The organism is Pseudomonas fluorescens, assembly GCF_000730425.1.
Taxonomy (GTDB): domain Bacteria; phylum Pseudomonadota; class Gammaproteobacteria; order Pseudomonadales; family Pseudomonadaceae; genus Aquipseudomonas; species Aquipseudomonas fluorescens_X.
This window is the reverse complement of the sequence record NZ_CP008896.1, coordinates 1,227,293-1,248,489: the sequence shown is the minus strand read 5'-3', so window position 1 is coordinate 1,248,489 and position 21,197 is coordinate 1,227,293. Positions and strand designations below refer to the sequence as shown.

General features: G+C 61.4%; 20 protein-coding genes. 9 read left to right on the top strand and 11 right to left on the bottom strand.

Annotated elements, in window-relative coordinates; all coding sequences use genetic code 11:
• The first annotated feature begins 190 nt into the window (after window positions 1-190).
• Together HZ99_RS05160 and HZ99_RS05155 are read left to right on the top strand one after the other, a co-directional pair.
• Window positions 191-2,317, top strand: coding sequence for a hybrid sensor histidine kinase/response regulator (locus tag HZ99_RS05160; RefSeq protein ID WP_038441688.1), 2,127 nt, complete (start codon window positions 191-193; stop codon window positions 2,315-2,317).
• Window positions 2,318-2,469: 152 nt separating this feature from the next.
• Window positions 2,470-2,709, top strand: a complete 240-nt coding sequence (locus tag HZ99_RS05155) for a DUF465 domain-containing protein (protein WP_038441687.1) — start codon at window positions 2,470-2,472, stop codon at window positions 2,707-2,709.
• A gap of 144 nt (window positions 2,710-2,853) precedes the next feature.
• Here the strand turns inward: HZ99_RS05155 and HZ99_RS05150 are convergent, their stop codons facing one another.
• The 3 genes from HZ99_RS05150 to HZ99_RS05140 all read right to left on the bottom strand — a co-directional run bounded on the left by HZ99_RS05150 (window position 2,854) and on the right by HZ99_RS05140 (window position 5,517).
• On the bottom strand, window positions 2,854-4,224 hold the full coding sequence (locus tag HZ99_RS05150) for a VOC family protein (RefSeq protein ID WP_038441686.1): 1,371 nt from the start codon (window positions 4,222-4,224) through the stop codon (window positions 2,854-2,856).
• 211 nt (window positions 4,225-4,435) lie between these two features.
• Window positions 4,436-4,750, bottom strand: coding sequence for an SCP2 sterol-binding domain-containing protein (locus HZ99_RS05145; protein WP_029293699.1), 315 nt, complete (start codon window positions 4,748-4,750; stop codon window positions 4,436-4,438).
• Between the two features lie 56 nt (window positions 4,751-4,806).
• Entirely contained in the window at window positions 4,807-5,517 is a 711-nt protein-coding gene (locus HZ99_RS05140) for a histidine phosphatase family protein (RefSeq protein ID WP_038441685.1), read from the bottom strand.
• A 193-nt stretch (window positions 5,518-5,710) separates the two neighbouring features.
• On the opposite strand from HZ99_RS05140, the gene sohB reads away from it, so the two are divergent.
• Window positions 5,711-6,733: a protease SohB gene (gene sohB / locus HZ99_RS05135; protein ID WP_038441684.1), complete on the top strand. Its 1,023-nt coding sequence runs from the start codon at window positions 5,711-5,713 to the stop codon at window positions 6,731-6,733.
• A 90-nt stretch (window positions 6,734-6,823) separates the two neighbouring features.
• Here sohB and dhaL read toward each other — a convergent pair whose 3' ends face one another.
• The 7 genes from dhaL to HZ99_RS05100 form a co-directional block, all read right to left on the bottom strand.
• On the bottom strand, window positions 6,824-7,471 hold the full coding sequence (gene dhaL, locus HZ99_RS05130) for a dihydroxyacetone kinase subunit DhaL (RefSeq protein WP_038441683.1): 648 nt from the start codon (window positions 7,469-7,471) through the stop codon (window positions 6,824-6,826).
• A 3-nt stretch (window positions 7,472-7,474) separates the two neighbouring features.
• Complete coding sequence (locus HZ99_RS05125; protein ID WP_038441682.1) at window positions 7,475-8,476, bottom strand: dihydroxyacetone kinase subunit DhaK; 1,002 nt, start codon at window positions 8,474-8,476, stop codon at window positions 7,475-7,477.
• Window positions 8,477-8,629: 153 nt separating this feature from the next.
• On the bottom strand, window positions 8,630-9,745 hold the full coding sequence (locus HZ99_RS05120; RefSeq protein WP_029293713.1) for an MDR/zinc-dependent alcohol dehydrogenase-like family protein: 1,116 nt from the start codon (window positions 9,743-9,745) through the stop codon (window positions 8,630-8,632).
• 26 nt (window positions 9,746-9,771) lie between these two features.
• Window positions 9,772-10,527, bottom strand: coding sequence for an SDR family oxidoreductase (locus HZ99_RS05115; RefSeq protein ID WP_038441681.1), 756 nt, complete (start codon window positions 10,525-10,527; stop codon window positions 9,772-9,774).
• Window positions 10,528-10,683: 156 nt separating this feature from the next.
• Entirely contained in the window at window positions 10,684-11,691 is a 1,008-nt protein-coding gene (locus HZ99_RS05110; RefSeq protein WP_038441680.1) for a substrate-binding domain-containing protein, read from the bottom strand.
• Window positions 11,692-11,745: 54 nt separating this feature from the next.
• A complete protein-coding gene (locus tag HZ99_RS05105) occupies window positions 11,746-12,723 on the bottom strand; it encodes an ABC transporter permease (protein ID WP_038441679.1) in 978 nt (325 codons plus the stop codon).
• Window positions 12,720-14,207 (bottom strand): sugar ABC transporter ATP-binding protein, encoded by a 1,488-nt coding sequence (locus HZ99_RS05100; protein WP_038441678.1) that lies wholly within the window; start codon window positions 14,205-14,207, stop codon window positions 12,720-12,722. The genes HZ99_RS05105 and HZ99_RS05100 overlap by 4 nt, the downstream gene beginning before the upstream one ends.
• Before the next feature lie 283 nt (window positions 14,208-14,490).
• Between HZ99_RS05100 and rpiB the strand changes: the two genes are divergently transcribed.
• The 3 genes from rpiB to HZ99_RS05085 all read left to right on the top strand — a co-directional run bounded on the left by rpiB (window position 14,491) and on the right by HZ99_RS05085 (window position 17,937).
• Window positions 14,491-14,952 carry a ribose 5-phosphate isomerase B gene (gene rpiB / locus HZ99_RS05095; protein ID WP_038441677.1) on the top strand — a complete coding sequence of 154 codons (462 nt, stop codon included), beginning with the start codon at window positions 14,491-14,493 and terminating at the stop codon, window positions 14,950-14,952.
• A 63-nt stretch (window positions 14,953-15,015) separates the two neighbouring features.
• Window positions 15,016-15,996 (top strand): sugar-binding transcriptional regulator, encoded by a 981-nt coding sequence (locus HZ99_RS05090; protein ID WP_038441676.1) that lies wholly within the window; start codon window positions 15,016-15,018, stop codon window positions 15,994-15,996.
• Window positions 15,997-16,374: 378 nt separating this feature from the next.
• Window positions 16,375-17,937: a TerC family protein gene (locus HZ99_RS05085; protein WP_038441675.1), complete on the top strand. Its 1,563-nt coding sequence runs from the start codon at window positions 16,375-16,377 to the stop codon at window positions 17,935-17,937.
• Here the strand turns inward: HZ99_RS05085 and HZ99_RS05080 are convergent.
• Window positions 17,934-18,296 carry a thioredoxin family protein gene (locus HZ99_RS05080; protein WP_038441674.1) on the bottom strand — a complete coding sequence of 121 codons (363 nt, stop codon included), beginning with the start codon at window positions 18,294-18,296 and terminating at the stop codon, window positions 17,934-17,936. The genes HZ99_RS05085 and HZ99_RS05080 overlap by 4 nt on opposite strands.
• 323 nt (window positions 18,297-18,619) lie before the next feature.
• On the opposite strand from HZ99_RS05080, the gene HZ99_RS05075 reads away from it, so the two are divergent.
• The 3 genes from HZ99_RS05075 to HZ99_RS05065 all read left to right on the top strand — a co-directional run bounded on the left by HZ99_RS05075 (window position 18,620) and on the right by HZ99_RS05065 (window position 21,181).
• Window positions 18,620-19,009: a RidA family protein gene (locus tag HZ99_RS05075; RefSeq protein WP_038441673.1), complete on the top strand. Its 390-nt coding sequence runs from the start codon at window positions 18,620-18,622 to the stop codon at window positions 19,007-19,009.
• A gap of 181 nt (window positions 19,010-19,190) precedes the next feature.
• Window positions 19,191-19,955 carry an IclR family transcriptional regulator gene (locus HZ99_RS05070; protein WP_038447931.1) on the top strand — a complete coding sequence of 255 codons (765 nt, stop codon included), beginning with the start codon at window positions 19,191-19,193 and terminating at the stop codon, window positions 19,953-19,955.
• A gap of 17 nt (window positions 19,956-19,972) precedes the next feature.
• Window positions 19,973-21,181 carry an amino acid deaminase gene (locus HZ99_RS05065; RefSeq protein WP_038441672.1) on the top strand — a complete coding sequence of 403 codons (1,209 nt, stop codon included), beginning with the start codon at window positions 19,973-19,975 and terminating at the stop codon, window positions 21,179-21,181.
• The last annotated feature ends 16 nt before the right edge of the window (window positions 21,182-21,197 follow it).

Here is a 21,197-nt window from a genome sequence, read left to right as displayed (position 1 = left end):
GGCCCTATAGGCGCTGGCTTGCCGGCGATGGTCGTTAACGATGACGTTGGGTACCTGACACCCTGCGGCGTTCTGGCTGGCGTCATCGCCGCCAAGCCGGTTCCTGCAATGGTTGATATAACAGTGAAACCATCCCGTCCGGCTATGCTCCAACATTGGCGACTGTTCTCCCTTCGCTCTGAGCTGACCCATGCAATTTTTATCCAATACCTACGGCTGCGACGGCTGGGGCGGTGAAATGGCCCAAAGGATTCGCGCCTTTGACTGGTCGGTCACTGACCTGGGCCCGATTGACAGCTGGTCCACCAGCCTGACCTGTGCGGTGCAGATGCTCCTGGCTTCGCCTGTACCGATGGTGATGCTCTGGGGACGCGCCGGCTACATGATCTACAACGACAGCTACTCGGTATTTGCCGGCGGACGCCACCCGTTCCTGTTGGGTGTGCCGGTGGAGCAGGGCTGGCCGGAGGTGGCCGACTTCAACCGGCACGTCATGGACACCTGCCTGGCTGGCGGCACCTTGTCCTATCGCAACAAGGCCTTGATGCTGCTGCGCAATGGCTGCCCCGAAGACTTGTGGCTGGACCTCTATTACAGCCCGGTGGCCGGTGACGACCGGCAGCCGGCTGGGGTGCTGGCGATTGTGGTGGAGACCACCGAGCATGTCCTGTCCGAGCGTTTGCGCCAGGAAGCCGAGGGCGCTTACCGCGTGGCGGACGAGCGCTTGCAACTGGCCCTCAACGCCGGGGCGCTAATGGGATCGTTTGTCTGGGATGTGCTGCCGGATCGTCTGTCGGGCGACGAGCGTTTCGCCCGCACCCTGGGCCTGTCCCTGGCAGACGTGGAGCAGGGGCTCCCCATTGCCGTCGCCACCCAGGTCATCCACCCCGATGACCTGGCGCGGGTCAACCGCCTGATTGCCCGTACACTGGAAGCCGGTGGGCCCTATAGCGTCGAGTTTCGCGTGCGGCGCCCTGACGCCAGCTATCTGTGGGTACTGGCCAGTGGGCGTTGCGAGCTGGATGCGCACGGGCAGCCGCTGCGCTTCCCTGGGGTGATCATTGATATCCATGTGCGCAAGATCGCAGAAGAGTCCTTGCTCAAGCTCACCCATAACCTTGAGCAACGCGTCGCCGCCGAAGTCCAGGCGCGCTCGGCTGCCGAGGAGCAGTTGCGCCAGTCGCAAAAGCTCGAGGCCATTGGCGGGCTGACGGGGGGCGTGGCCCATGACTTCAATAACCTGCTGCAAGTGATTGCCGGCAACCTGCACCTGCTGGCCCGCCACGAACGGGACAACCTCCAGGTACAACGGCGCGTCGGTGCCGCCCTGGCTGCCGTCGAGCGCGGTGCCAAGCTGTCTTCGCAACTGCTGGCCTTTGCCCGGCGCCAGCCACTGTCACCGGCGGTGTTCAACCCCCGGCGCATTTATGAAGGGTTGGGTGAGTTGCTGCAGCGGGCCCTGGGGGAAACCATCCAGATCGATGTGCAATTGCCGAAAGACCCGTGGTGCATTCATGTCGATCGCAATCAACTGGAAAACGCCGTGCTCAACCTGGCGATCAATGCCCGGGATGCCATGAAGGGCGAGGGGGTGATCCGTATCACCGGTGAAAACATCAGCCTGTCGCCCGAGGAGGGCTGCCGCAACGGGATTGGTCCCGGTGAATATGTGCGCCTGTCGGTCAGCGACACCGGGGCCGGCATGCCACCGGCGGTGCTGCGGCGGGTCTTCGAGCCGTTCTTTACCACCAAGCCTGACGGTCATGGCACCGGCCTGGGCTTGAGCATGGTGTTTGGTTTCGTCAAGCAAAGTGGCGGGCATGTACAGATCAGCAGCGAGCCAGGCCAGGGCACCGTGGTGCAGATGTACTTTCCCCATAGCCTTGAGCCGGAAAGCCAGGAAGCACCGGCCCTCGTGGAACTGCAGGAAGGCGGCAGGGAAACCATCCTGGTGGTGGAAGACAACGAAGGTGTGCGCGGCGCAGCGGTGGAGTTGCTGGAGCAGTCTGGCTACACAGTGCTCACCGCCGAAGACGGCGATGACGCCATGCTGATGCTGCGCACCGGCTTGCGGCCTGACCTGATCTTCACCGATGTGGTCATGCCTGGGCGGATCAAAAGCACCGACTTGGCCGAGTGGGCCAAGGCGCAACAGCCGCCGGTTGCGGTACTGTTCACCTCCGGGCATACCCGCGACATTCTTTCCAGCGACCATCTATTGGGCAGCGACATTCATTTGCTGAGCAAACCCTACAGCCCCGAGGATTTGACGCAGCAGGTGCGCTCGGTACTGACTGGCGCTACTTCGAGTCGGTAGTGCCCTATGCCCGGCGCTTGGTCGATCAGGTGGGCGTGCCGGCAGCCGCACCGTTCCTCGCCCAGGGGAATTGACCTTGGGCATGACAAGAGGCCCATGGATGGGCTAGCTTCACGGTGTACCAGTCATTGAACAACTTGCGGAGGTACTTCATGCCAGTGAAACATGATCTTTATCAGGATTTAGGGTTGAGCAAGGAAGACGTTCAGCAACGTCGGGCAGGCCACCATCGCTTGGATGTATTGCTCACCCAGTATGACGTCGCCGACAAGGAGGTGCTGGAAGCTGAATCCGCAAGTGCCCATGACGATGATGTGGAGAACCTGAAGAAGAAACGCCTGTTGATCAAAGATAAAATCGTCGAACAACTGGAGCAGACCAGGGGGCATTAGCCAACGCTGGCTGGCGTCCATATTTGTTCAGAATTGACCAAAGGACAGCTATCACGCCACTGCCTATTATCCCAACCGTTCGCCCGACCCTGGGGCACGTTGACTGCGCATGGAATGCGTTGTGGTGTCGGGCGAACTCTTTTTCTAGGCACGCAGTGCCTGCAGGCAGGCGTCGATCGAGCGCTGCTGGGTGTCTGCATACAGCTGCAACTCATCAAGGGTCCGGCGACCCAGGGCCCGTTCAAATTCGGCCTGGTTGGCGTCGGCCGCGTACTGACTCTGCGCCGCATCGCCCAGGTTCGACTGGAAAATCCCCGCCGCGCTGACCGGCAGAAAATCCTCATACACCAAGGGTTCGATTGCCACGCAGCCGGCCTCAAGCAGTGCGTCCAGATTGGGGCGAGGGCTCTTGTCGGCTGCTCGGCCCTTGTCGGTCAAGAAGTAGCGAAAGAACGCCAACCCTTGCTCGCGCATGGCCCAGTGATTATCCGCAAAGGCCTGGAAGTGCTGTTCCAGCAGTTCGCTATAGCGCTGGGCATTGGTCTCATTGGGGAAGGCGCCCAATTCGTCCCGGGTCGCGTTGAGCAACTGGTCATAGAGTGCCCGGCCTTTTGGCGTCAGGGCCACGCCACGCTGTTCGATTTCACCAAACCTTGCGCTGTGGCTGCCCTGGGCATCGGTAAAGGCAATGGCTTCGTCGAGGGCCTTGAAGCTGGTCTGGCGTAGCAGGATCGGGCATTGGCGGCGGGGCGGGCCTTCGATCACGGCCTTGGGGGTGATGCCTTTGCCGGGCATGTCGGCTTGTACGCGGTCAATGTCCAGGGTGCGCGGGGTCAGGTGATTGATGTGGGGGCCCTTGAACGCCACCACGTCGGCAATCAGCCGGTGCTGGTCGCTGAGCTGCTGGTACTGGGCCGCGCTGACCGTAGCGGTGTGGTGCCAGCGAAAGGTTTCCAGGACTTGTTGGATAAAGACCTGGGCATCGCTGGCCGTGAGGCCGCCGTCGGCTTCGGCCTGTTCGATCAGGGCCAGGGCCTGGGGAGTGAAGATCGAACGCTTGGCCAGGGCGGCTTCGGCAAAGGCCCGCAGTTCTGGGTTGTCGATCAGTTCCAGGCGCAGCAGCGAGGTAAACACCCGGAAAGGGCTGGCCTGCAAGGCGTTTTCATGCACTGCGCGAAAGGCCGTGGAGTGCACCGGTACGCCGGCCGGGGTGAGGTCGTAGTAACCCACCGGGTGCATACCCATCACCGCAAACAGGCGGCTGATGGTTGCCAGCTCGAAAGCGCTGCCCAGGCGGATGGCGCCGTGGCGCTCCATGTCCAGGCGCTGGATTTCACCGGTGCGCTGCAGTTGTCGCGCCAGGTCGGTATCGCTCGCCAGCACCCGGGTATTGGTGTCGGCCACCAGTTGTAGCAACGCGCCATATAGCGGGACTTCCTCGCGGTACATGTCGGACATGGCCCTGGAGAAGTCTTTGCGAATGTCATCGGGGCTGATATGGCGCGGGGTAGGCATAGAAAAATTCCTGGCTGCGATAACGGTGGTATGGGCCGTGAGCCAGATTCTGTTGGGCGTTGCCCGTGGGCGCAAACGAAGATTCTTCTGGACTTCATTCTGCAAACGAATGAGTTCCACTGCAGGTGCCGGCAAGTCGGCTTTTGCATAAGCAAAACAAACAAAAATCCCGCCTGGGCAGGCGGGATTGGTCAACCCAGGTTGCCCTGGATCAGGCCGGGAACAGTTCGCTCAGCTTCATCGCCAGCATCATGTCGCCTTCGGTGCGCAGCTTGCCGCCCATGAAGGCCTGCATGCCGTCGGTGGAGCCATCTACGATGCCTTTCATGGTGTCGCCGTCCATGACCAGGGTCACTTGGGCGTCAGGGTTTTCGCCTTCCAGCAGTTCGCAGGTGTTGTTCTTAACCACCAGCGAGAAGTTCTGGGTGTCGTCGATACGGAAACCGAACACCAGGTCCAGGCCGTCGGCGGCGCCTGGGTTGAATTTGGCTTTCATTGCTTCTACGGCTTTAGCTACGTCAGTCATGGTTCGATCCTTTTATGGGTGGTGCCAGTGACCTTGGGGTCACGGTTGGCCGCATTTCATCGGAAAGTGATGAGCTGCGGCGCCTTCAACAGTTGCAAGTGGGTGTGGCTGTTGAAGGAAGCCAGTGCCACCTCGCGACCACGGAACTTCAAGTGGTTGAGCGAGGTGTTGACAATCTGCCAGTTCAGCTCGAAAGCCTGGGCGGCAGGTATGCGGGTAATCAGGTGGAGCAGGGCGGTGATGGTGCCGCCAGAGGTGAACACGGCAATCTTGTGGGCGTTGTCGGCAGACTCCAGCAGGCGCTGCAGGCCACCCTGGACGCGCTCGACAAACCCCAGCCAGCTTTCCAGGCCGGGCGTGTCGTACGTCCCGCTCAGCCAGCGCTCGATAATCAGCGAGAAAATACGCTGGAACTCACCACGGTTGTGTGGGGCGTTGCGCAGGATTTCCAAGGCTTCGGGTTCGCTGTCGAGCAGGCCCGGGAGCAGGGCACGGATGATCGCGTCGGCATCGAACTCGTTGAAGGCGCTGTCGATTTCCAGGGGCGGCACCGGCAAGCCCTGGGCGCCGATCGACTCGAACGCGGCGCTGGCCGTATGCTGCTGGCGGCGCAGGTCGCCCGACACGCAGCGGTCGAACGTCAGGCCCAGGTCTGCCAGGTGGTTGCCCAGGATCTGTGCCTGCTGCACACCGACGGGTGACAGAACGTCATAGTCGTCTGCACCGAAGGAGGCTTGGCCATGTCGAATCAAATAGATGCTGCCCACGTCCGTTCACCCGGCACGTTGAAAGTCTGGCGAGGTTATGAGGATGCCGGGAAGCTGTCAATGAAAAAACATACGCTTGTTTTAAAAGCTCGTTAGAGGCCCGTTTCAAGGGGCTTCAGCTCTGGCTCACCGGCAGTCCCATCGGTATGCTGGGGCAATCCGCGCCTGGCGCACCGTATCTGTAAGGAGTCCCATGGAGTTTTTGGCTGAGTATGCAAGTTTTCTGGCTAAAACCGTTACGTTGGTAGTTGCCATTCTGGTGGTGCTGATCAGTTTTGCAGCGTTGCGCAGCAAGGGCCGGCGCAAGCATGCCGGGCAGTTGCAGGTCAGCAAGCTCAATGATTTCTACAAGGGGCTGCGCGAGCGCCTGGAGCAGACCTTGCTTGACAAGGACCAGCTCAAGGCCCTGCGCAAGTCCCAGGGCAAGGCCGAGAAAAAACAGAAGAAAACTCCAGAGGTCAAGCCACGGGTGTTTGTCCTGGATTTCGACGGTGACATCAAGGCTTCGGCCACTGAGAGCCTGCGCCATGAAATCACCGCGCTGCTGAGCCTGGCTACGCCCAAGGACGAAGTAGTACTGCGCCTGGAAAGCGGCGGTGGCATGGTCCACAGCTATGGCCTGGCTTCATCGCAATTGGCGCGGATCCGCGAAGCGGGCGTGCCCTTGACGGTATGCATCGACAAGGTCGCGGCCAGCGGCGGCTACATGATGGCGTGCATCGGCGAGAAGATCATCAGCGCGCCGTTTGCCATCCTCGGTTCCATTGGCGTGGTGGCCCAGTTGCCCAACGTCAACCGCCTGCTGAAAAAGCACGATATCGACTTTGAAGTGCTGACCGCTGGCGAGTACAAGCGCACCCTGACGGTGTTTGGCGAAAACACCGAGAAGGGCCGGGAAAAGTTCCAGGAAGACCTGGATATCACCCATCAACTGTTCAAGAACTTCGTGTCGCGCTATCGCCCGCAACTGGCGATTGATGAAGTGGCCACCGGCGAAGTCTGGCTGGGCGTCGCGGCGCTGGACAAGCAATTGGTGGACGCACTGCAGACCAGTGACGAGTACCTGGCCACCAAGGCCAAGACTGCCGAGCTGTTCCACCTGCATTATGCCGAGCGTAAAAGCCTGCAGGAGCGGGTGGGCCTGGCGGCCAGCGGCTCGGTAGACCGGGTGCTGCTGACCTGGTGGAGCCGCCTGACCCAGCAGCGCTTCTGGTGACGCACATGCCCTTGTAGGAGCCGGCTTGCCGGTGATGAGGCCCGGGAGAAGGACGGCAACTCAAGATCGCCACCGCCGGCAAGCCGGCTTCTATGGGGTCAGGCGGGGCTGGATCGAGTCTGCCAGTTGCGTGAGGATCAGGCAGCATGAGACCGCCCCCGCATCCAGCACCCCCAGCGAGCGTTCGCCCAGGCGGCTGGCCCGGCCGATCTTGGCCACCAGGTCCCTGGTCGAGTCGCGGCCCTGGGAGGCCGCGCCTTTCATGGCGTCCAGTGCAGTACCGAAGGAAGCACCATCGGCCTGCGCCTGCTCAAATGCCTCCACTGCCGGGATCAGGGTGTCCATCAGGCACTTGTCGCCCACGCCGGCTTCGGTGATGTCCTGCAACGATGTCAGGCCACCGCGCAGCAAACGGGCGAAGGTGGCAGCCTCGATGTCTTCGCAGCCGCGTACTTCGTCGGCCATGCCGATAAACAGGCTGCCATACAACGGGCCCATGGAGCCGCCGATGCCTTCCATCAGGCTCAGGGTCAGTTCATCCAGGGCTTCGGCCAGGGTCAGTTGCCGGCCCTCAAGGGTGCGGCCGCAATGGGCGAAGCCCTTGGCCATATTGATACCGTGGTCACCATCGCCAATCGCGCCGTCGACCGCGCTGAGGTATTCACGGTTGGCGACGATCACGCTCACCAGGTCAGTGACAATCGCGCTGCCGTCGTGGGTAGAGAAATGCTGGCTCATGGTTTACTCCGCCTGGGTCATGCCGATGGAGCGGCAAGGTTGGTCGATCAGGGTTTTCAGCTCGGCATCCAGGCCCAGCAGGGTCAGGGTCACGCCCATCATTTCCAGGGAGGTGAAGTAGTTGCCGACGTAGCAGCGATGGATCTTCAGGCCCTTGGCCTTGAGCTGGCTTTCGACTTCGGCGTAGAAAATGTACAGCTCCATCACCGGCGTCGCGCCCAGGCCCGAGACCAGTACCACCACGCTGTCATCCTGGCTGAAGTCCCGGTCGGCGAGGATCGGTGCCAGCATGCGTGCGGCCATGGCGGCGGCGGACTCGATCGGAATCACTTCGATCCCGGGTTCGCCGTGGTGGCCGATGCCCAGTTCCATCTGGCCGTCCGGGATCTGGAAGTTCGGCTTGCCCACTGCCGCAATGGTGCAGGGCGTCAGGCCGATGCCGATGGAGCGACAGTGATCGACAGCCTTCTGCGCAACGCGAATCACCCCATCCAGGTCATAGTGCTGGGCGGCGGCGGCACCGCCGATCTTCCACATGAAAATTTCTCCGGCCACCCCGCGACGCTTGGCGATATCAGCCTTGGGCGCAGAGGCCACGTCATCGTTGGCGACCACGGTGCGGATCTGCATGTCCTTGCTGGCGGCCATTTTCATTGCCAGTTTCACGTTCATGTTGTCGCCGGCATAGTTGCCGTACAGGCAGGCCACGCCGGCGCCGTGATCGGCCACACGGAACGCATCGAAGAAGCTCTTGGCAGTGGGGGAGGAGAAGATTTCGCCGACAGCTACGGCGTCCACCAGGCCGGGGCCGACATAACCGAGAAACGCCGGTTCATGGCCGGAGCCGCCGCCGGTGACAATGCCTACGCAGCCTCGACTGGAGGGCTTGGCCTTGCTGATGACGCGGGGGTTGGTGTCGTGTTGGCGCAGTTGGGGATGAGCGACCAGAATGCCGCGCAGCATGTCCTCGACCACTTGGTCCGGATCGTTGATGACTCGATTCATAACGCGGGTTCCTGTTCGTGTTGTCTTGGGCGCAGTCGGTTAAATGTGGGAGCGGGCTTGCTCGCGAAAGCGGTGGGTCAGCCAACTGATGTGTCTTCTGACACACCGCCTTCGCGAGCAAGCCCGCTCCCACATTTGGGATGTGTGTTGGGGTCAGGGTTCGAGTACGACCTTCAGGGACTTGTCCCCACGCTCCATCACCGCAAACGCTTCCTTGAAATCCGCGAGCGCAAACTTGTGGGTCACCACATCGCGCATGTCGATCTTGCGCTTGCCGATAAAGTCGATGGCCCGCGGGTACATGTACGGGCCCAGGTGTGAGCCAAGTACGTCCAGTTCCTTGCGGTCGCCAATGATCGACCAATCTACCGTGGCCTCGTCGTTGAATACGCTGAATTCGACGAAGCGCCCCAGCTTGCGCAGCATCGCCAGGCCCTGGTTCACCGCCTTGTGGTGCCCGGTGGCTTCGATGTAGATATCACAGCCATAACCGTCGGTGATTTCGCGGATTTTCGCCAGCACATCGACCTCGGCCGGGTTCCAGACCTCATCGGCACCCATGCGCAGGGCCAGTTCGGCGCGTTCGGGCTTCATGTCGAGCACGATCAGGCGCTTGGGGTTGCGCATGCGCACTGCGCCAATGATCCCCAGGCCCAGGGTGCCGGCGCCGGCCACCACCACCACGTCGTCGAAATCCACATTGGCCCGTTCCGCCGCGTGCAGCGAGCAGGCCAGGGGTTCGATCAGGATCGCCTCGTCCGGCGCGATGGAGTCCGGCACCTGGTGGATGATGCCTTCCTTGGTGAAAATCATGTACTGGGCCATGGCGCCCTGGACGTTGTTCTGGAAACCGTAGAGGTCGTGTTTCTGGCACATCCAGTACTGGCCGTGGTTGCAGAAGCGGCAACCCCAGCACGGCACGATCTGCTCGGAAATCACCCGGTCGCCAACCTTCACGCCGCGTTTTTCGGCGCCAGGGCCCAGGGCGACCACACGACAGACAAACTCATGCCCGGGAATCATTGGCGGCTTGACGTAGCGCGGTTGCTCGGCATCGCCCCAGAACGACGGCGCGCCGCGATAGGTCTTGATATCGCCCATGCAGATACCGCACAGCTCGACCTTGGTCAGGATCTCGTCGGGGCCGGGTGTCGGCACGTCGACGGTTTCCAGGCGATAGTCTTCCGGGCCATGGCAGACCACGGCCTGCATGGTCTTGGGGATCACCGGGTGGAGTTGTTCGGCGGTACGTTCGGTAGCGGTGGACATGACAAACCTCACGACGAATAGATGGATTACTGAATGCTGTAGCCGCCGTCGATCACCATATTGGCGCCGGTGATCATCTGGGCGGCATCGCTGAGCAGGTACAACGCCAGCCCGGCGATCTCATCGGGCTGGGCAAAACGACCCGCCGGGATCTGCAATTTGGCCCGTTCACCCACTTCGCCCGCCCAGGCTTTCTTGCCCAGTGCGGTTTCGACGATGGTGGGGGAGATGGCATTTACATTGATGTGCGGTGCCCATTCCATGGCCAGCACCTTGGTCATGCCGACAATTGCAGCCTTGCTCGCGCAATAGGCCACATGCCGATCCAGGCCGATCACCGCTGCCTGGGACGCGAGGTTGACGATACGCCCGCTGCCCTGGGCGAGCATGTGCCGGGCGCAGGCCTGGGCCACGAAAAAGCTGGCCTTGAGGTTGATATCCAGGGTGACGTCCCAGGCGTTTTCGCTGACGTCGATGGCCTTGTCCAGCATCACCACGCCAGCGCTGTTGACCAGGTAGTCCAGGCGCTTGAAGTGGGCGAACACGTAGTCGATGCTGCTCTGCACCTGGTCGAGCTGGCGCAGGTCGATGGCAATGCCGATATGCCTGGCGCCGAGGCTGGCGGCCACTTCGGCCACGGCCGGATCGCGGTCGAGCAAGGCCACGCGCGCGCCACGCTCCGCCAGCAGGCTGGCACACGCCAGGCCAATCCCCGCGGCCCCGCCGGTGATCACGGCGCAGCGGCCACTGAGATCGAAGGCTTGGTTCCAGAATCCAGACATTGGTTTAACTCCATTCTCTCAGTCGTTGGAGATTCAAGTGTGGGAGCGGGCTCGCTCGCGAAGGCGTAGGGTCAGCCAACTGATGTGTCTTCTGACACACCACCTTCGCGAGCAAGCCCGCTCCCACATGTGGATAGTATTTACAGGTCGAAACCGCTATTTAGTACCGCTGACTTGCTGGTACAGCGCATCCGCATTGGCATTGGTTACCGGCACCCAGGGCAGGATGTAGTTCTTGGCGGTGCCATCGCCCCAGGTCACGTCCTTGGCATAGCGCTCCCAGATCACCGACTTGGGCGTGTAGTCCTTGCCCGCCAGTTGGCGCAGGGCGACGTCCAGTGCCCCTTGGGACTGGGCCTGGGCGTCTTGCAGGAAGGTGGTGACTTCGTCTCGCTTGGCCGCCTGGATGGCATCGGGCATGCCGTCGATGGAGGTGACAGGTACGTCCTTGGACGTCAGGCCGTGGGATTTGAGGGCCTGCACGGCGCCGAGGGCCATGTCGTCGTTCTGTGCGATCACACCGTTGATGCCCTTGGGGTGGGCGTTGAGCCAGTCTTCAGTCAGGGCCAGGGCTTGGGCGCGGTCCCAGTTAGCGGTCTTTTTCTCGATGATCTTGATGCCTGGGTGTTTGCCCAGCACTTCCAGCTCGCCCTTTTCCCGGTCGATCTGCGCCGACTGGCCAATCGGCCCCTGGATGATCACCACATTGCCTTTGCCCTGGAGCTTGTCGACCATGGCCTGGGCCTGCAGGCGACCGCCCTCGACATCATCGTTGCCGACGTACGGCACGCTGGCATCGGCGACCTTGGTGTTGGAGGCGATGACCACCACATCGTTGGACATCGCCTGCTTCACCGTACCGACACCGGCCTTGGTGTCGATGGGCACGAAGAGGATCGCGTCGTAGCGCTGGGTGACCATGTTTTCGATCTGGTTGTTCTGGGTCAGCGCGTCATAGTTGCCGTCGAAGACGGTCAACTGCACGGTCCCGTCCTTGACCGCCGGATGCTCCTTCAGCTCGCGCACCCAGTTCTGCATGAACTGGCCCTTGAGGCCATACACGGCGGCGCCGACTTTGTAGGTCTTGCCATCGGCGGCCAGGGTGATGCTGCTGGCCAGCAGGGTGAGGGCCGCCACGGCGGCAAACGATGTAGCGAATTTCATGATGAGAACCCCGTTTATTGTTGTGGTCGTTCAGTTCGTTCAGAGGAAAAGCGACTAGCGTTTTTTCTTGCGCCACACGTCAATCAACACCGCGAGCACAATGATCAGGCCCTTGGCGACCTGTTGGTAATAGGAAGACACGCCGAGCAGGTTCAGGCCGTTGTTGATCACTCCGATCAACAGGGCGCCGAACAGCGTGCCGACGATGGTGCCGGTGCCACCGGAGAGGCTGGTGCCGCCGATCACCACGGCGGCAATCGCATCCAGTTCATAGGACATGCCCGCCTGGGGCAGGGCAGAGGTGGTGCGCGCAGACAGCACCACACCTGCCAGGCCGGCGAGCAAACCGGAAACCACGTACACCGAGAACGTCACCTTGCGCACGCCAATCCCCGACGTGCGCGCGCTTTTTTCATTGCCGCCCACCGCGTACACGTAACGCCCGTAGGTGGTGTAGCGCAGCACCATCCAGAAAATCAGCGCGACCACCGCAAAGATGATGACCGGTACGCCAATCGGCCCGAGCTTGCCGATGCCCAGGGCCAGGTAGGCGTCCGGCAGGTCAGTGACCGGGCTGCCATCGTTGAGGATAAAGGTCATGCCCCTGGCGATACTGAGCATGCCCAGGGTCGCGACAAAGGGCGGGATCGACAGGTTGGCCACCATGAAGCCGTTGACCATCCCCAGCATCGCACCGGCAAACATTCCGGCACTGACCGCGGCCAGCAAGCCGTAGCCCTGGGTTGCGACCAGGGCGCTGCACAGGCCGGCGAAGGCGAGGATGGAGCCTACCGAGAGGTCGATGCCCTTGGTCAGGATCACGTAGGTCATGCCCACCGCAAGGATGCCGTTGATCGAGGTCTGGCGCAGGATGTCCATCCAGTTACGCCAGGTCATGAAGTATTCGCTGGAAAACGCCATGACCACGCACAGCAGGATAAACACCAGTGGCAGGCCGAAACGGTCGAGGGAAAGCCGCAGGCGGCTGCGCGTGGGGGTGGCAAGCGGAGTGGCAAGGGTTTTGGCATTCATGAGGCAAGACTCAACAAGGCTTCCTGGGAAAGGGCGGTGTCGCTGCTGATGGTCACCAGCCGGCCACCCTTGAACACGGCGATACGGTCACTCAGGTGCAGCAGTTCCGGAGCCTCCGACGACACCACGATGGCCGCGCCACCGGCGCGCACGAACTGGTCCAGCAAGTGATAGATCTCCTGCTTGGCCCCCTCATCGATGCCCCGGGTCGGTTCATCGCACAAAAGGCACACTGGCTGGGTCGACAGGCACTTGGCGAGCACCACCTTCTGTTGGTTGCCGCCGCTCATGGAGGCCACCGGCAGGTCCAGGGAGGTGGTCTTGATCTGCAGGCGCTTGACCATGTCCTCGGCCAACTGGTTTTCCTTGCGCGCGTTGATCAGCGACCAGCTCGACAGTTGCTTGTACGCCGACAACGCAATGTTCGACAGGATGCTGGAACTGAGCACCAGGCCGCTTTCCTTGCGGTCTTCGGTGACCAGGGACATGCCTGCGCGGATGGTCGCCTTGGGCAGGCCGATGGGCATCGGTTTGCCTTGCAGGGTGACACTGCCGGTATCCGGGGTGGTCAGGCCGTAGATGCAGTTGAGGAACTCGCTGCGTCCCGAGCCCATCAGGCCATAAATGCCGAGGATTTCGCCCTGGCGCAATTGCAGGCTGATGTCCTGGAATTCGCCCTTGCGACTCAGGCCCTGAACGTCCAGGCAGCACTCGGCGGCGCTTTGCCGGCCGACCTTGTGGTCGATGCGTGTCAGCTCCTGGCCGACGATGCCGCGCACCAGGTGGGCACGGTCGATATCGGCCATGCGCCCGCTTTCGACGAAGGCGCCATCGCGAAAGATGCTGTAGTCGTCGGCAATCTGTCCCAGCTCGCTGAGGCGATGGGACACATAGATGATCCCGGCGCCGCGGGCGGTGAGGCGGCGGATAGCCTTGAACAGGGTTTCAGCTTCGCGTTCGCCGATGGCGGAGGTGGGTTCGTCCATGATCATCACCTGGCAGTCATGGCTGAACGCTTTGGCGATCTCCACCAACTGAATCTGCGCCACGCTCAGGCGATGCATGGGCAAGGTGGCCTCGACGTCGAACTCCAGGTTTTCCAGCAGCTCGCGGGTGCGCCGGTTCAGTGCCTTGCTGTCGACGATGCAGCCGGCGCGCCGCGGTTCGCGGCCCAGCCAGATGTTCTCGGCGACGGTCATGTAGGGGATCGGCTCCAGCTCCTGGGTGATCATCGCGACCCCCGCCGCCAGTGCTTCACTGGGGCGATTGAAATGCACGGGGGCACCATTGAGCAGGATGCTGCCGGCATCACGCTGGGTGATGCCCATCAAGATACTGAGGAACGTGGATTTGCCGGCACCGTTGCCGCCGCACAGGGCGTGCACGCTGCCGGCCCGCAGCGAGAGATGGCCATCACGCAGGGCAGGGATACCGGCATAGGCCTTGGCGACATGTTCAGCCTGGAGCAGTAATGGCGTGGCCATCGGCGTGTCCTCGTGCTGTGAATTCTTATTAGGCACACAGTTGTGTTGCTGCGTGATCATATGTGTATCAAATGAAATTCTGATCAGTCAATCTCTTTCACTGAAAACTTGTAAGTGCCGAGATTTTCCTGGTGCGTGGCGTTTTAGAGGGGGGTTGTCTAGCGAGTCAGTTAAAACATGCTTGACAGTTGCGAGGGAATATCCGAGAAATGGCTGATCTAAATTTCATTGAGTGATCATATGATCAGTCTTAAGCCTCACCACGGCAGCGGAGCCTAATGCCATGAACACACCTTTCCCGGTGGCTATCGGATGTGACGAAGCGGGTTTTGAGCTCAAGGAGCTGTTGAAGCGCCATATCGAGGCGCTGGGGTATCCGGTGACTGACTTTGGCACCCATTCCACGGCACCGGTGCTCTATCCGGATATCGCGCTGGCGGTGGCGACGGCCATCAACGCCGGGCAACAGCGCCTGGGGGTGCTGGTGTGTGGCACGGGTATCGGCATGGCCATCTCGGCCAATAAAGTCTTGGGAATTCGTGCGGCCCAGGCCCACGACACCTATTCGGCGGAGCGGGCGCGCAAGAGCAACGATGCGCAGATCCTGTCCATCGGTGCGCGGGTGGTGGGGGCGGAGCTGGCCAAGAGCATCGTCACTGCGTTTCTGGCTTCGGAGTTCGAGGCGGCGCGGTCCGGGGCCAAGGTGGAGCGCATCAGTGCCATTGAGCGTGATGGGCATCAGTAGTGGACGTGGCGGGGCAAGAGTCGGGAGAATGCGCCTTTGACGCCGAAACGGAAGCCCGTCCCCATGAGTGACAGTACCCTGCGCACCGCCAGTGATATCGATCTGATGACCGAAGTGGCGATGCTCTACTACCTTGAGAACGTCACTCAGGAAGCCATCGCCAAACGGTTTGACCTGTCCCGGGCCAAAGTCAGCCGGCTGCTCAAACGTGCACGCGATGAAGGGATTGTCGAGGTGCGGGTGTTGCAGCACCCGGCGATGAACAACGAGCTGGAGCAGGCGCTGGTGGAGCGTTTCCGGTTGGACCGCGCGTTGATCGCGGTGGATCACAGCGACGCCGATACCCAGCGCTCCGCCGTGGCCAGCCTGGTGGCCAACTACCTGAACAAGACCCTGGGCGACGGCATGATTGTCGCTGTGGGCATGGGACGCAATGTGGGCGCGGTGGCCGATAACGTGTTTTTGCCGGTGACGCGCAATTGCACGTTTGTCTGTGCCATTGGCGGTTCGCTCAAGGCCGGTGAATACATGAACCCCGACCACATCTGCCGACGCCTGGCCCTGCGCTTTGGTGGCGAGAGCGAAAGCCTGTACGCCCCGGCCCTGGTGGCCAACCCGGAACTGCGCAGTGTGTTGATCAGCAACGACACCGTACGCTCCACCCTCGACCGCGCGCGGCGTGCCGATATGGCGCTGATCGGCATTGGTGACATGAGCGAAAACAGCAATATGGTGCGCATGGGCTGGTTTTCACCCCAGGAAATCGCCCAGGCGCGCTTGTCCGGCACCGTGGGCGACATGATGGGCTACGACTTTATCGACATCCATGGCCAGCCGGCGGTCAACGCCATCCAGGGGCGTGTGATAGGGCTGACCGTGCAGGAGCTGGTGCGCATTCCCGATGTGGTGGCGATTGCCAGTGAAAACACCAAGGCGGCGGCAACGCTGGGGGCGTTGCGCTCGGGGGTGATCAATACCCTGGCAACCACAGTAACGAATGCCCACACCATCCTCGCGCTGGACGACGCAACCCGCAAAACCTGACACACCATGGGTCAAAATGTGGGAGCGGGCTTGCTCGCGAAGGCGGTGTATCAGTCAATTTATCTTGTGGCTGATACACCGCCTTCGCGAGCAAGCCCGCTCCCACATGGGAATGTGTGACGCTGGGTTACAGATTTTGTAATAGTTTTAAATTGTAGGAAATTTGTATTTTCGCTGTAGGATTGAAGTACTTTTCTCACTGCAGGACTTGCATGAACACCCTCTCGGAGCCTCCCAGTCGTCTTTCCCCAAGACCTCTATTGCCGCCGTTCCCGCTGAAACATCCCCTATTCAGACTGCTAACCTTCTCCCGGTCATCGGACCGCGTTTTGTTGTGCCTGGCATCCTGAACATCAATAAAGAGACAGAGACTTCTATATGGAATGGTTAGCGGATCCAACGGCCTGGCTCGGCCTGTTGACCTTGATTGTGTTGGAACTGGTGCTGGGTATCGACAACCTGGTGTTTATCGCGATCCTGGCAGACAAGTTGCCGCCGGAGCAGCGTGACCGTGCGCGGTTGATTGGCCTGTCCCTGGCACTGATCATGCGCCTGGGCCTGCTGGCGAGTATTTCCTGGTTGGTGACCTTGACCCAGCCGCTGTTCGAGGTGTTCGACAAGAGCTTCTCCGGGCGCGACCTGATCATGCTGTTTGGTGGTGTGTTCCTGTTGTTCAAGGCCACCATGGAGTTGCATGAGCGCCTCGAAGGGCATGTCACCGAGCGCACCGGCAATGCGGCCTACGCGATGTTCTGGCCGATCGTGGCGCAGATCGTGGTGCTGGACGCGGTGTTCTCCCTCGATGCGGTGATTACTGCGGTCGGCATGGTGGATGAGCTGGCGGTGATGATGATCGCGGTGATCGTGTCTATCGGCGTGATGATCGTGGCCAGCAAGCCACTGACCCGCTTTGTCAATGCGCACCCGACAGTGATCATGCTGTGCCTGGGCTTCTTGATGATGATCGGTTTCGCCCTGACCGCCGAAGGCCTGGGCTTCCATATTCCGAAAGGCTACCTGTACGCGGCCATTGGTTTCTCGATCCTGATCGAAGTGTTCAACCAGATCGCCCGGGCCCGCCGCAAGAAATCGGCGCAAGGCCTGCGACCGATCCGCGAGCGCACCGCCCATGCGGTCATGCGCCTGTTGGGGGGGCGTAGCCTGGCGGCCGAGGAAGTAGGTGACGACGTTGCCGACCTGCTGGGTGACCCGCAGGACCCTCAAGGCCCGCTGTTCGACCGCCGTGAGCGCGTCATGATCAGCGGCGTGTTGCAACTGGCCGAGCGGCCGATCCGCACCTTGATGACCCCGCGGGCGAATGTCGACTACATCGACTTGGCCGACGACCCGGAGACGATTCGCCTGAAGCTGATGCACTCTTCCTACTCGCGTTTGCCGCTGATCCGGAATGGCGCGGTGGATGAGCCCCTGGGCTTTGTGCACAAGAAGGAGTTGCTCAAGGAGTACCTGGCCGGCAATGAACCGAACCTGGAGCACCTGGCACGACGGGCAATCAACCTGCTCGACAGCTTCTCGATCCTCAACGCCCTGGAACAGATGCGCCAGGAGTCGACGCACATTGCCTTCGTGATCAACGAATTCGGCGACTTCATGGGGGTGTTGAGCATGACCGACATCCTTGAGTCCATCGCCGGTGAGTTGCCGGACGCCAGTGAGGTGGAGGGCCCGGATATCGTCGAAGAGCAGGGCGGTTACCGCGCCAATGGTGCGTTGAACCTGAACCTGATTCGTCAGCGCACCGGGTTCAAGGCAGTAGCCACCGAGGATTACCAGACCCTTGCCGGCCTGGTCATGAGCCTGCTGGACCGCTTGCCGATGGTGGGCGACAGCCTGGAGCATGCAGGTTGGCAACTGACCGTCGCAGCGGTGGAGGAGCGGCGGGTGACGCAGGTGCTGTTGACCCCGGTTGCGGTGGGTTAACGGGGCTTGGCCCTTTTGGTCGGCACGCCACGGGTGTGCCGGTCAAAGGTTTTCTTCAGGGTCTGCTCCTGGGTCTCCCAGGGGCCGAACCCCTTGAGTTTTTCCACTAGCCTGCCGTTTTTCAATATCAGCAACGTCGGCGTGCCGGTAACCTCGGGATGCCGTGGGGTCTGGCTGGTATCGAGCACATAAAGGGCTGCCTGGCGACGATAGTGGCCTGCCACTTTGCTGAACAGTGGCTTGGCCTCGCTGCACGCCGGGCATTGGGGCGATACAAAGAGCATAAACACTGTGCGCTGCGTCTGTAGAGCCCGGTTATACGCGTCCGCGCTATCTATCACCGTGTTGATCATCCCCATGACAGTCTCCTTCTTCAGGTCCGTGGCCAAACCCTAAACCGGGTGGGTCAGGCGGTCTACTGTCAGAGTTCACAGGTAGCACACGTAACGGATTGGGGCGCACGGTAGCTGCGTGCCCGTCGTCGAGGGCGATTTCGTCCGATTTAAAACAACGTTAACGCTTCAATATTTTTCTGCTGCTGGCTGTGGCACACTTTCTGTCGTCTATTCCGCTATTACATATCTCGTTCCGCTATAGCGGAATTTTCAAGCCCTGGAGTGCTTGCAGGGGCGAGGCGGTGGACCGTTTGGAAAATAGTCGTTTTCAATCAAGGAGCAACTTTATGAGCGTGACTCGTTACGGCGCCGGCAGCACCGCCGGTGGTGGCCAACCCCGCCCATTCGCCCGTGCGGTGGAGGCGGATGGCTGGTTGTATGTGTCGGGCCAGGTGCCGGCGGTGGATGGCGAAATCATCCATGGCGGGATTGTCGAGCAGACTCACCAGACCCTGAAGAATGTCGTCGCGATCCTTGAAGAGGCCGGCTATGCGCTCAAGGACGTGGTCCGGGTCGGTGTCTGGTTGCAAGACCCACGGGATTTCTGGAGTTTCAACAAAGTCTTTGGCGAATACTTCACCCCCGAACACGCCCCGGCACGGGCCTGTGTGCAGGCGAACATGATGGTCGATTGCAAGGTCGAGATCGATTGTGTGGCCTACAAGAAAAAAGGCTGAATGCCTGGTTTGCAGACCACCACAAATTCAATGTGAGAGTGAGTTCGGGTGGGAGCGGGCTTGCTCGCGAAAGCGCTGTGTCAGCCAACAAATGTGGCACTGATACACCGCTTTCGCGGGCAAGCCCGCTCCCACACAAGCGCCGCTCTCACATGGACCTTTTATGCCGACGAAGACTGCCATGAGCGAAGACACCACCAAGCGCCGCGCCAAAGGCCTGGACCGGGCGTTCGAGATCCTCGATTTTCTCAAGGAAATCGGCCAGCCCCTGCGCCCCAACGATATTGCCAGTGGCATTGGCAGCCCCAAGTCCACGGTCTATGAGTTGGTCGCGTCGCTCCTGGAGCGGCGGATTCTCGAACCCGTGGGCAAGGACGGTCATGTCTATCTGGGCCGCCAGCTGTACTTCCTCGGCCAGGCTCACCTGCGCCATTTCGACCTGACCCGCGAGGCCGATCACGCCTTGCAGGCGATCGTCAGCCAAACCCACGAGACTGCGCAGATGTGCCTGCTCAACGGGCGCAAGTACACGGTGGCGCTGATGCGCGAGGGCGAGCGGCATTTCCGGATTTCTTCGGATATCGGTGAAAACGCGCCGATCCCCTGGACGGCCTCCGGGCGCCTGCTGCTGGGGCATTTGAGCGATCAGCAGATCATCGAGCTGATCGACCACGACGACTTCATCCTGCCGGACGGTCAGCGCCTGCCCCTGGAGACCTTTCTCGGGCAGATCCGCCAGGCCACCCTCGATGGCTTCTTTTCCTTCGACAGTGTTGCCGACACCTTCACCCACTGCTTTGCCGCCCCGGTGCGCGACGCCCAGGGCATTGCCATTGCGACCCTGTGCATCGTCGCCCCGCGGGCCGATGCCAAGAACAATTACAACGACTACCGCCGGGTGCTGATCGAAAGCGCCAACACCCTGGCCCGTCGCATCAATGAATAGCAAAACGGAGTCATTCCATGCCTGTCTTCAATGCTGTTGAAAAAGGCGCCGCCGCCAGCGGTGCCCATCTGGTACGCGACGTCAGCCTGCCCGCCCTGGTACTGCATCGGGCTGCACTGGAGCACAACATTCGCTGGATGCAGGACTTTGTCAGCCGCAGCGGCGCGCAACTGGCGCCCCATGGCAAGACCAGCATGATGCCGGCGCTGTTCCAGCGTCAGTTGGCGCAAGGCGCCTGGGGCATCACCCTGGCCACCGCCGTGCAGACCCGTGCCGCCTACGCCGGTGGTGTGCGTCGGGTATTGATGGCCAACCAATTGGTGGGCGCGCCGAACATGGCGTTGATCGCCGAGTTGCTGGCTGACCCGGGCTTTGATTTCCATTGCATGGTCGACCACCCGGATAACGTGGCTGATCTGGGCGCGTTCTTTGCCGCCCGTGGCCTGCGCCTGAACGTGATGATCGAATATGGCGTGGTCGGCGGCCGTTGCGGTTGCCGCAGCGAGCAGGAGGTGCTGGACCTGGCGCGGGCGATCAAGGCCCAACCGGCCCTGGCGCTCACCGGCATCGAAGGCTACGAAGGGGTGATCCACGGCGAGCATGCCATCAGTGGCATCCGTGAGTTTGCCGCGTCCCTGGTGCGCCTGGCGGTGGATATGCAGAACAGCGGTGCCTTTGATCTGGGCAAGCCGATCATCACCGCGTCGGGCTCGGCCTGGTATGACCTGATCGCCGAGTCCTTCGCCGCGCAAAACGCCGAGGGGCGCTTCCTCAGTGTGCTGCGGCCCGGCAGTTATGTGGCCCATGACCATGGCATCTATAAGGAAGCGCAATGCTGCGTGCTGGAGCGGCGCGGCGACCTCAGCGAAGGCCTGCGCCCGGCCCTGGAAGTCTGGGCCCATGTGCAATCGTTGCCGCAGCCAGGGTTTGCGGTGATCGCCCTGGGCAAGCGTGATGTGGCCTACGATGCCGGTTTACCGGTGCCGCTCAAGCGCTACAGGGCCGGCGTACTGCCGGCGATGGGTGATGAGGTGAGTGGCTGCAAGGTCACGGCGGTGATGGACCAGCATGCGTTCATGAGCGTGGCGACGGGGGTTGAGCTGCGCATTGGTGACATCATCTCCTTTGGCACCTCGCACCCCTGCCTGACGTTCGACAAGTGGCAGGTGGGATGCTTGGTGGATGAGCAGTTGCAGGTGGTTGAGACATTGCAGACCTGTTTCTAGAGCGCGTCGCGGCGAT

What these genes read in the sequence shown, in the direction of transcription:
- HZ99_RS05150 (WP_038441686.1), bottom strand. Translation starts at nt 4,224, where the DNA reads ATGCCTACCCCGCGCCATATCAGCCCCGATGACATTCGCAAAGACTTC.
- HZ99_RS05075 (WP_038441673.1), top strand. Translation starts at nt 18,620, where the DNA reads ATGAGCGTGACTCGTTACGGCGCCGGCAGCACCGCCGGTGGTGGCCAA.
- HZ99_RS05155 (WP_038441687.1), top strand. Translation starts at nt 2,470, where the DNA reads ATGCCAGTGAAACATGATCTTTATCAGGATTTAGGGTTGAGCAAGGAA.
- dhaL (WP_038441683.1), bottom strand. Translation starts at nt 7,471, where the DNA reads ATGAGCCAGCATTTCTCTACCCACGACGGCAGCGCGATTGTCACTGAC.
- HZ99_RS05090 (WP_038441676.1), top strand. Translation starts at nt 15,016, where the DNA reads ATGAGTGACAGTACCCTGCGCACCGCCAGTGATATCGATCTGATGACC.
- HZ99_RS05070 (WP_038447931.1), top strand. Translation starts at nt 19,191, where the DNA reads ATGAGCGAAGACACCACCAAGCGCCGCGCCAAAGGCCTGGACCGGGCG.
- HZ99_RS05125 (WP_038441682.1), bottom strand. Translation starts at nt 8,476, where the DNA reads ATGAATCGAGTCATCAACGATCCGGACCAAGTGGTCGAGGACATGCTG.
- HZ99_RS05100 (WP_038441678.1), bottom strand. Translation starts at nt 14,207, where the DNA reads ATGGCCACGCCATTACTGCTCCAGGCTGAACATGTCGCCAAGGCCTAT.
- HZ99_RS05085 (WP_038441675.1), top strand. Translation starts at nt 16,375, where the DNA reads ATGGAATGGTTAGCGGATCCAACGGCCTGGCTCGGCCTGTTGACCTTG.
- rpiB (WP_038441677.1), top strand. Translation starts at nt 14,491, where the DNA reads ATGAACACACCTTTCCCGGTGGCTATCGGATGTGACGAAGCGGGTTTT.
- HZ99_RS05110 (WP_038441680.1), bottom strand. Translation starts at nt 11,691, where the DNA reads ATGAAATTCGCTACATCGTTTGCCGCCGTGGCGGCCCTCACCCTGCTG.
- HZ99_RS05120 (WP_029293713.1), bottom strand. Translation starts at nt 9,745, where the DNA reads ATGTCCACCGCTACCGAACGTACCGCCGAACAACTCCACCCGGTGATC.
- HZ99_RS05115 (WP_038441681.1), bottom strand. Translation starts at nt 10,527, where the DNA reads ATGTCTGGATTCTGGAACCAAGCCTTCGATCTCAGTGGCCGCTGCGCC.
- sohB (WP_038441684.1), top strand. Translation starts at nt 5,711, where the DNA reads ATGGAGTTTTTGGCTGAGTATGCAAGTTTTCTGGCTAAAACCGTTACG.
- HZ99_RS05080 (WP_038441674.1), bottom strand. Translation starts at nt 18,296, where the DNA reads ATGGGGATGATCAACACGGTGATAGATAGCGCGGACGCGTATAACCGG.
- HZ99_RS05160 (WP_038441688.1), top strand. Translation starts at nt 191, where the DNA reads ATGCAATTTTTATCCAATACCTACGGCTGCGACGGCTGGGGCGGTGAA.
- HZ99_RS05105 (WP_038441679.1), bottom strand. Translation starts at nt 12,723, where the DNA reads ATGAATGCCAAAACCCTTGCCACTCCGCTTGCCACCCCCACGCGCAGC.
- HZ99_RS05065 (WP_038441672.1), top strand. Translation starts at nt 19,973, where the DNA reads ATGCCTGTCTTCAATGCTGTTGAAAAAGGCGCCGCCGCCAGCGGTGCC.
- HZ99_RS05145 (WP_029293699.1), bottom strand. Translation starts at nt 4,750, where the DNA reads ATGACTGACGTAGCTAAAGCCGTAGAAGCAATGAAAGCCAAATTCAAC.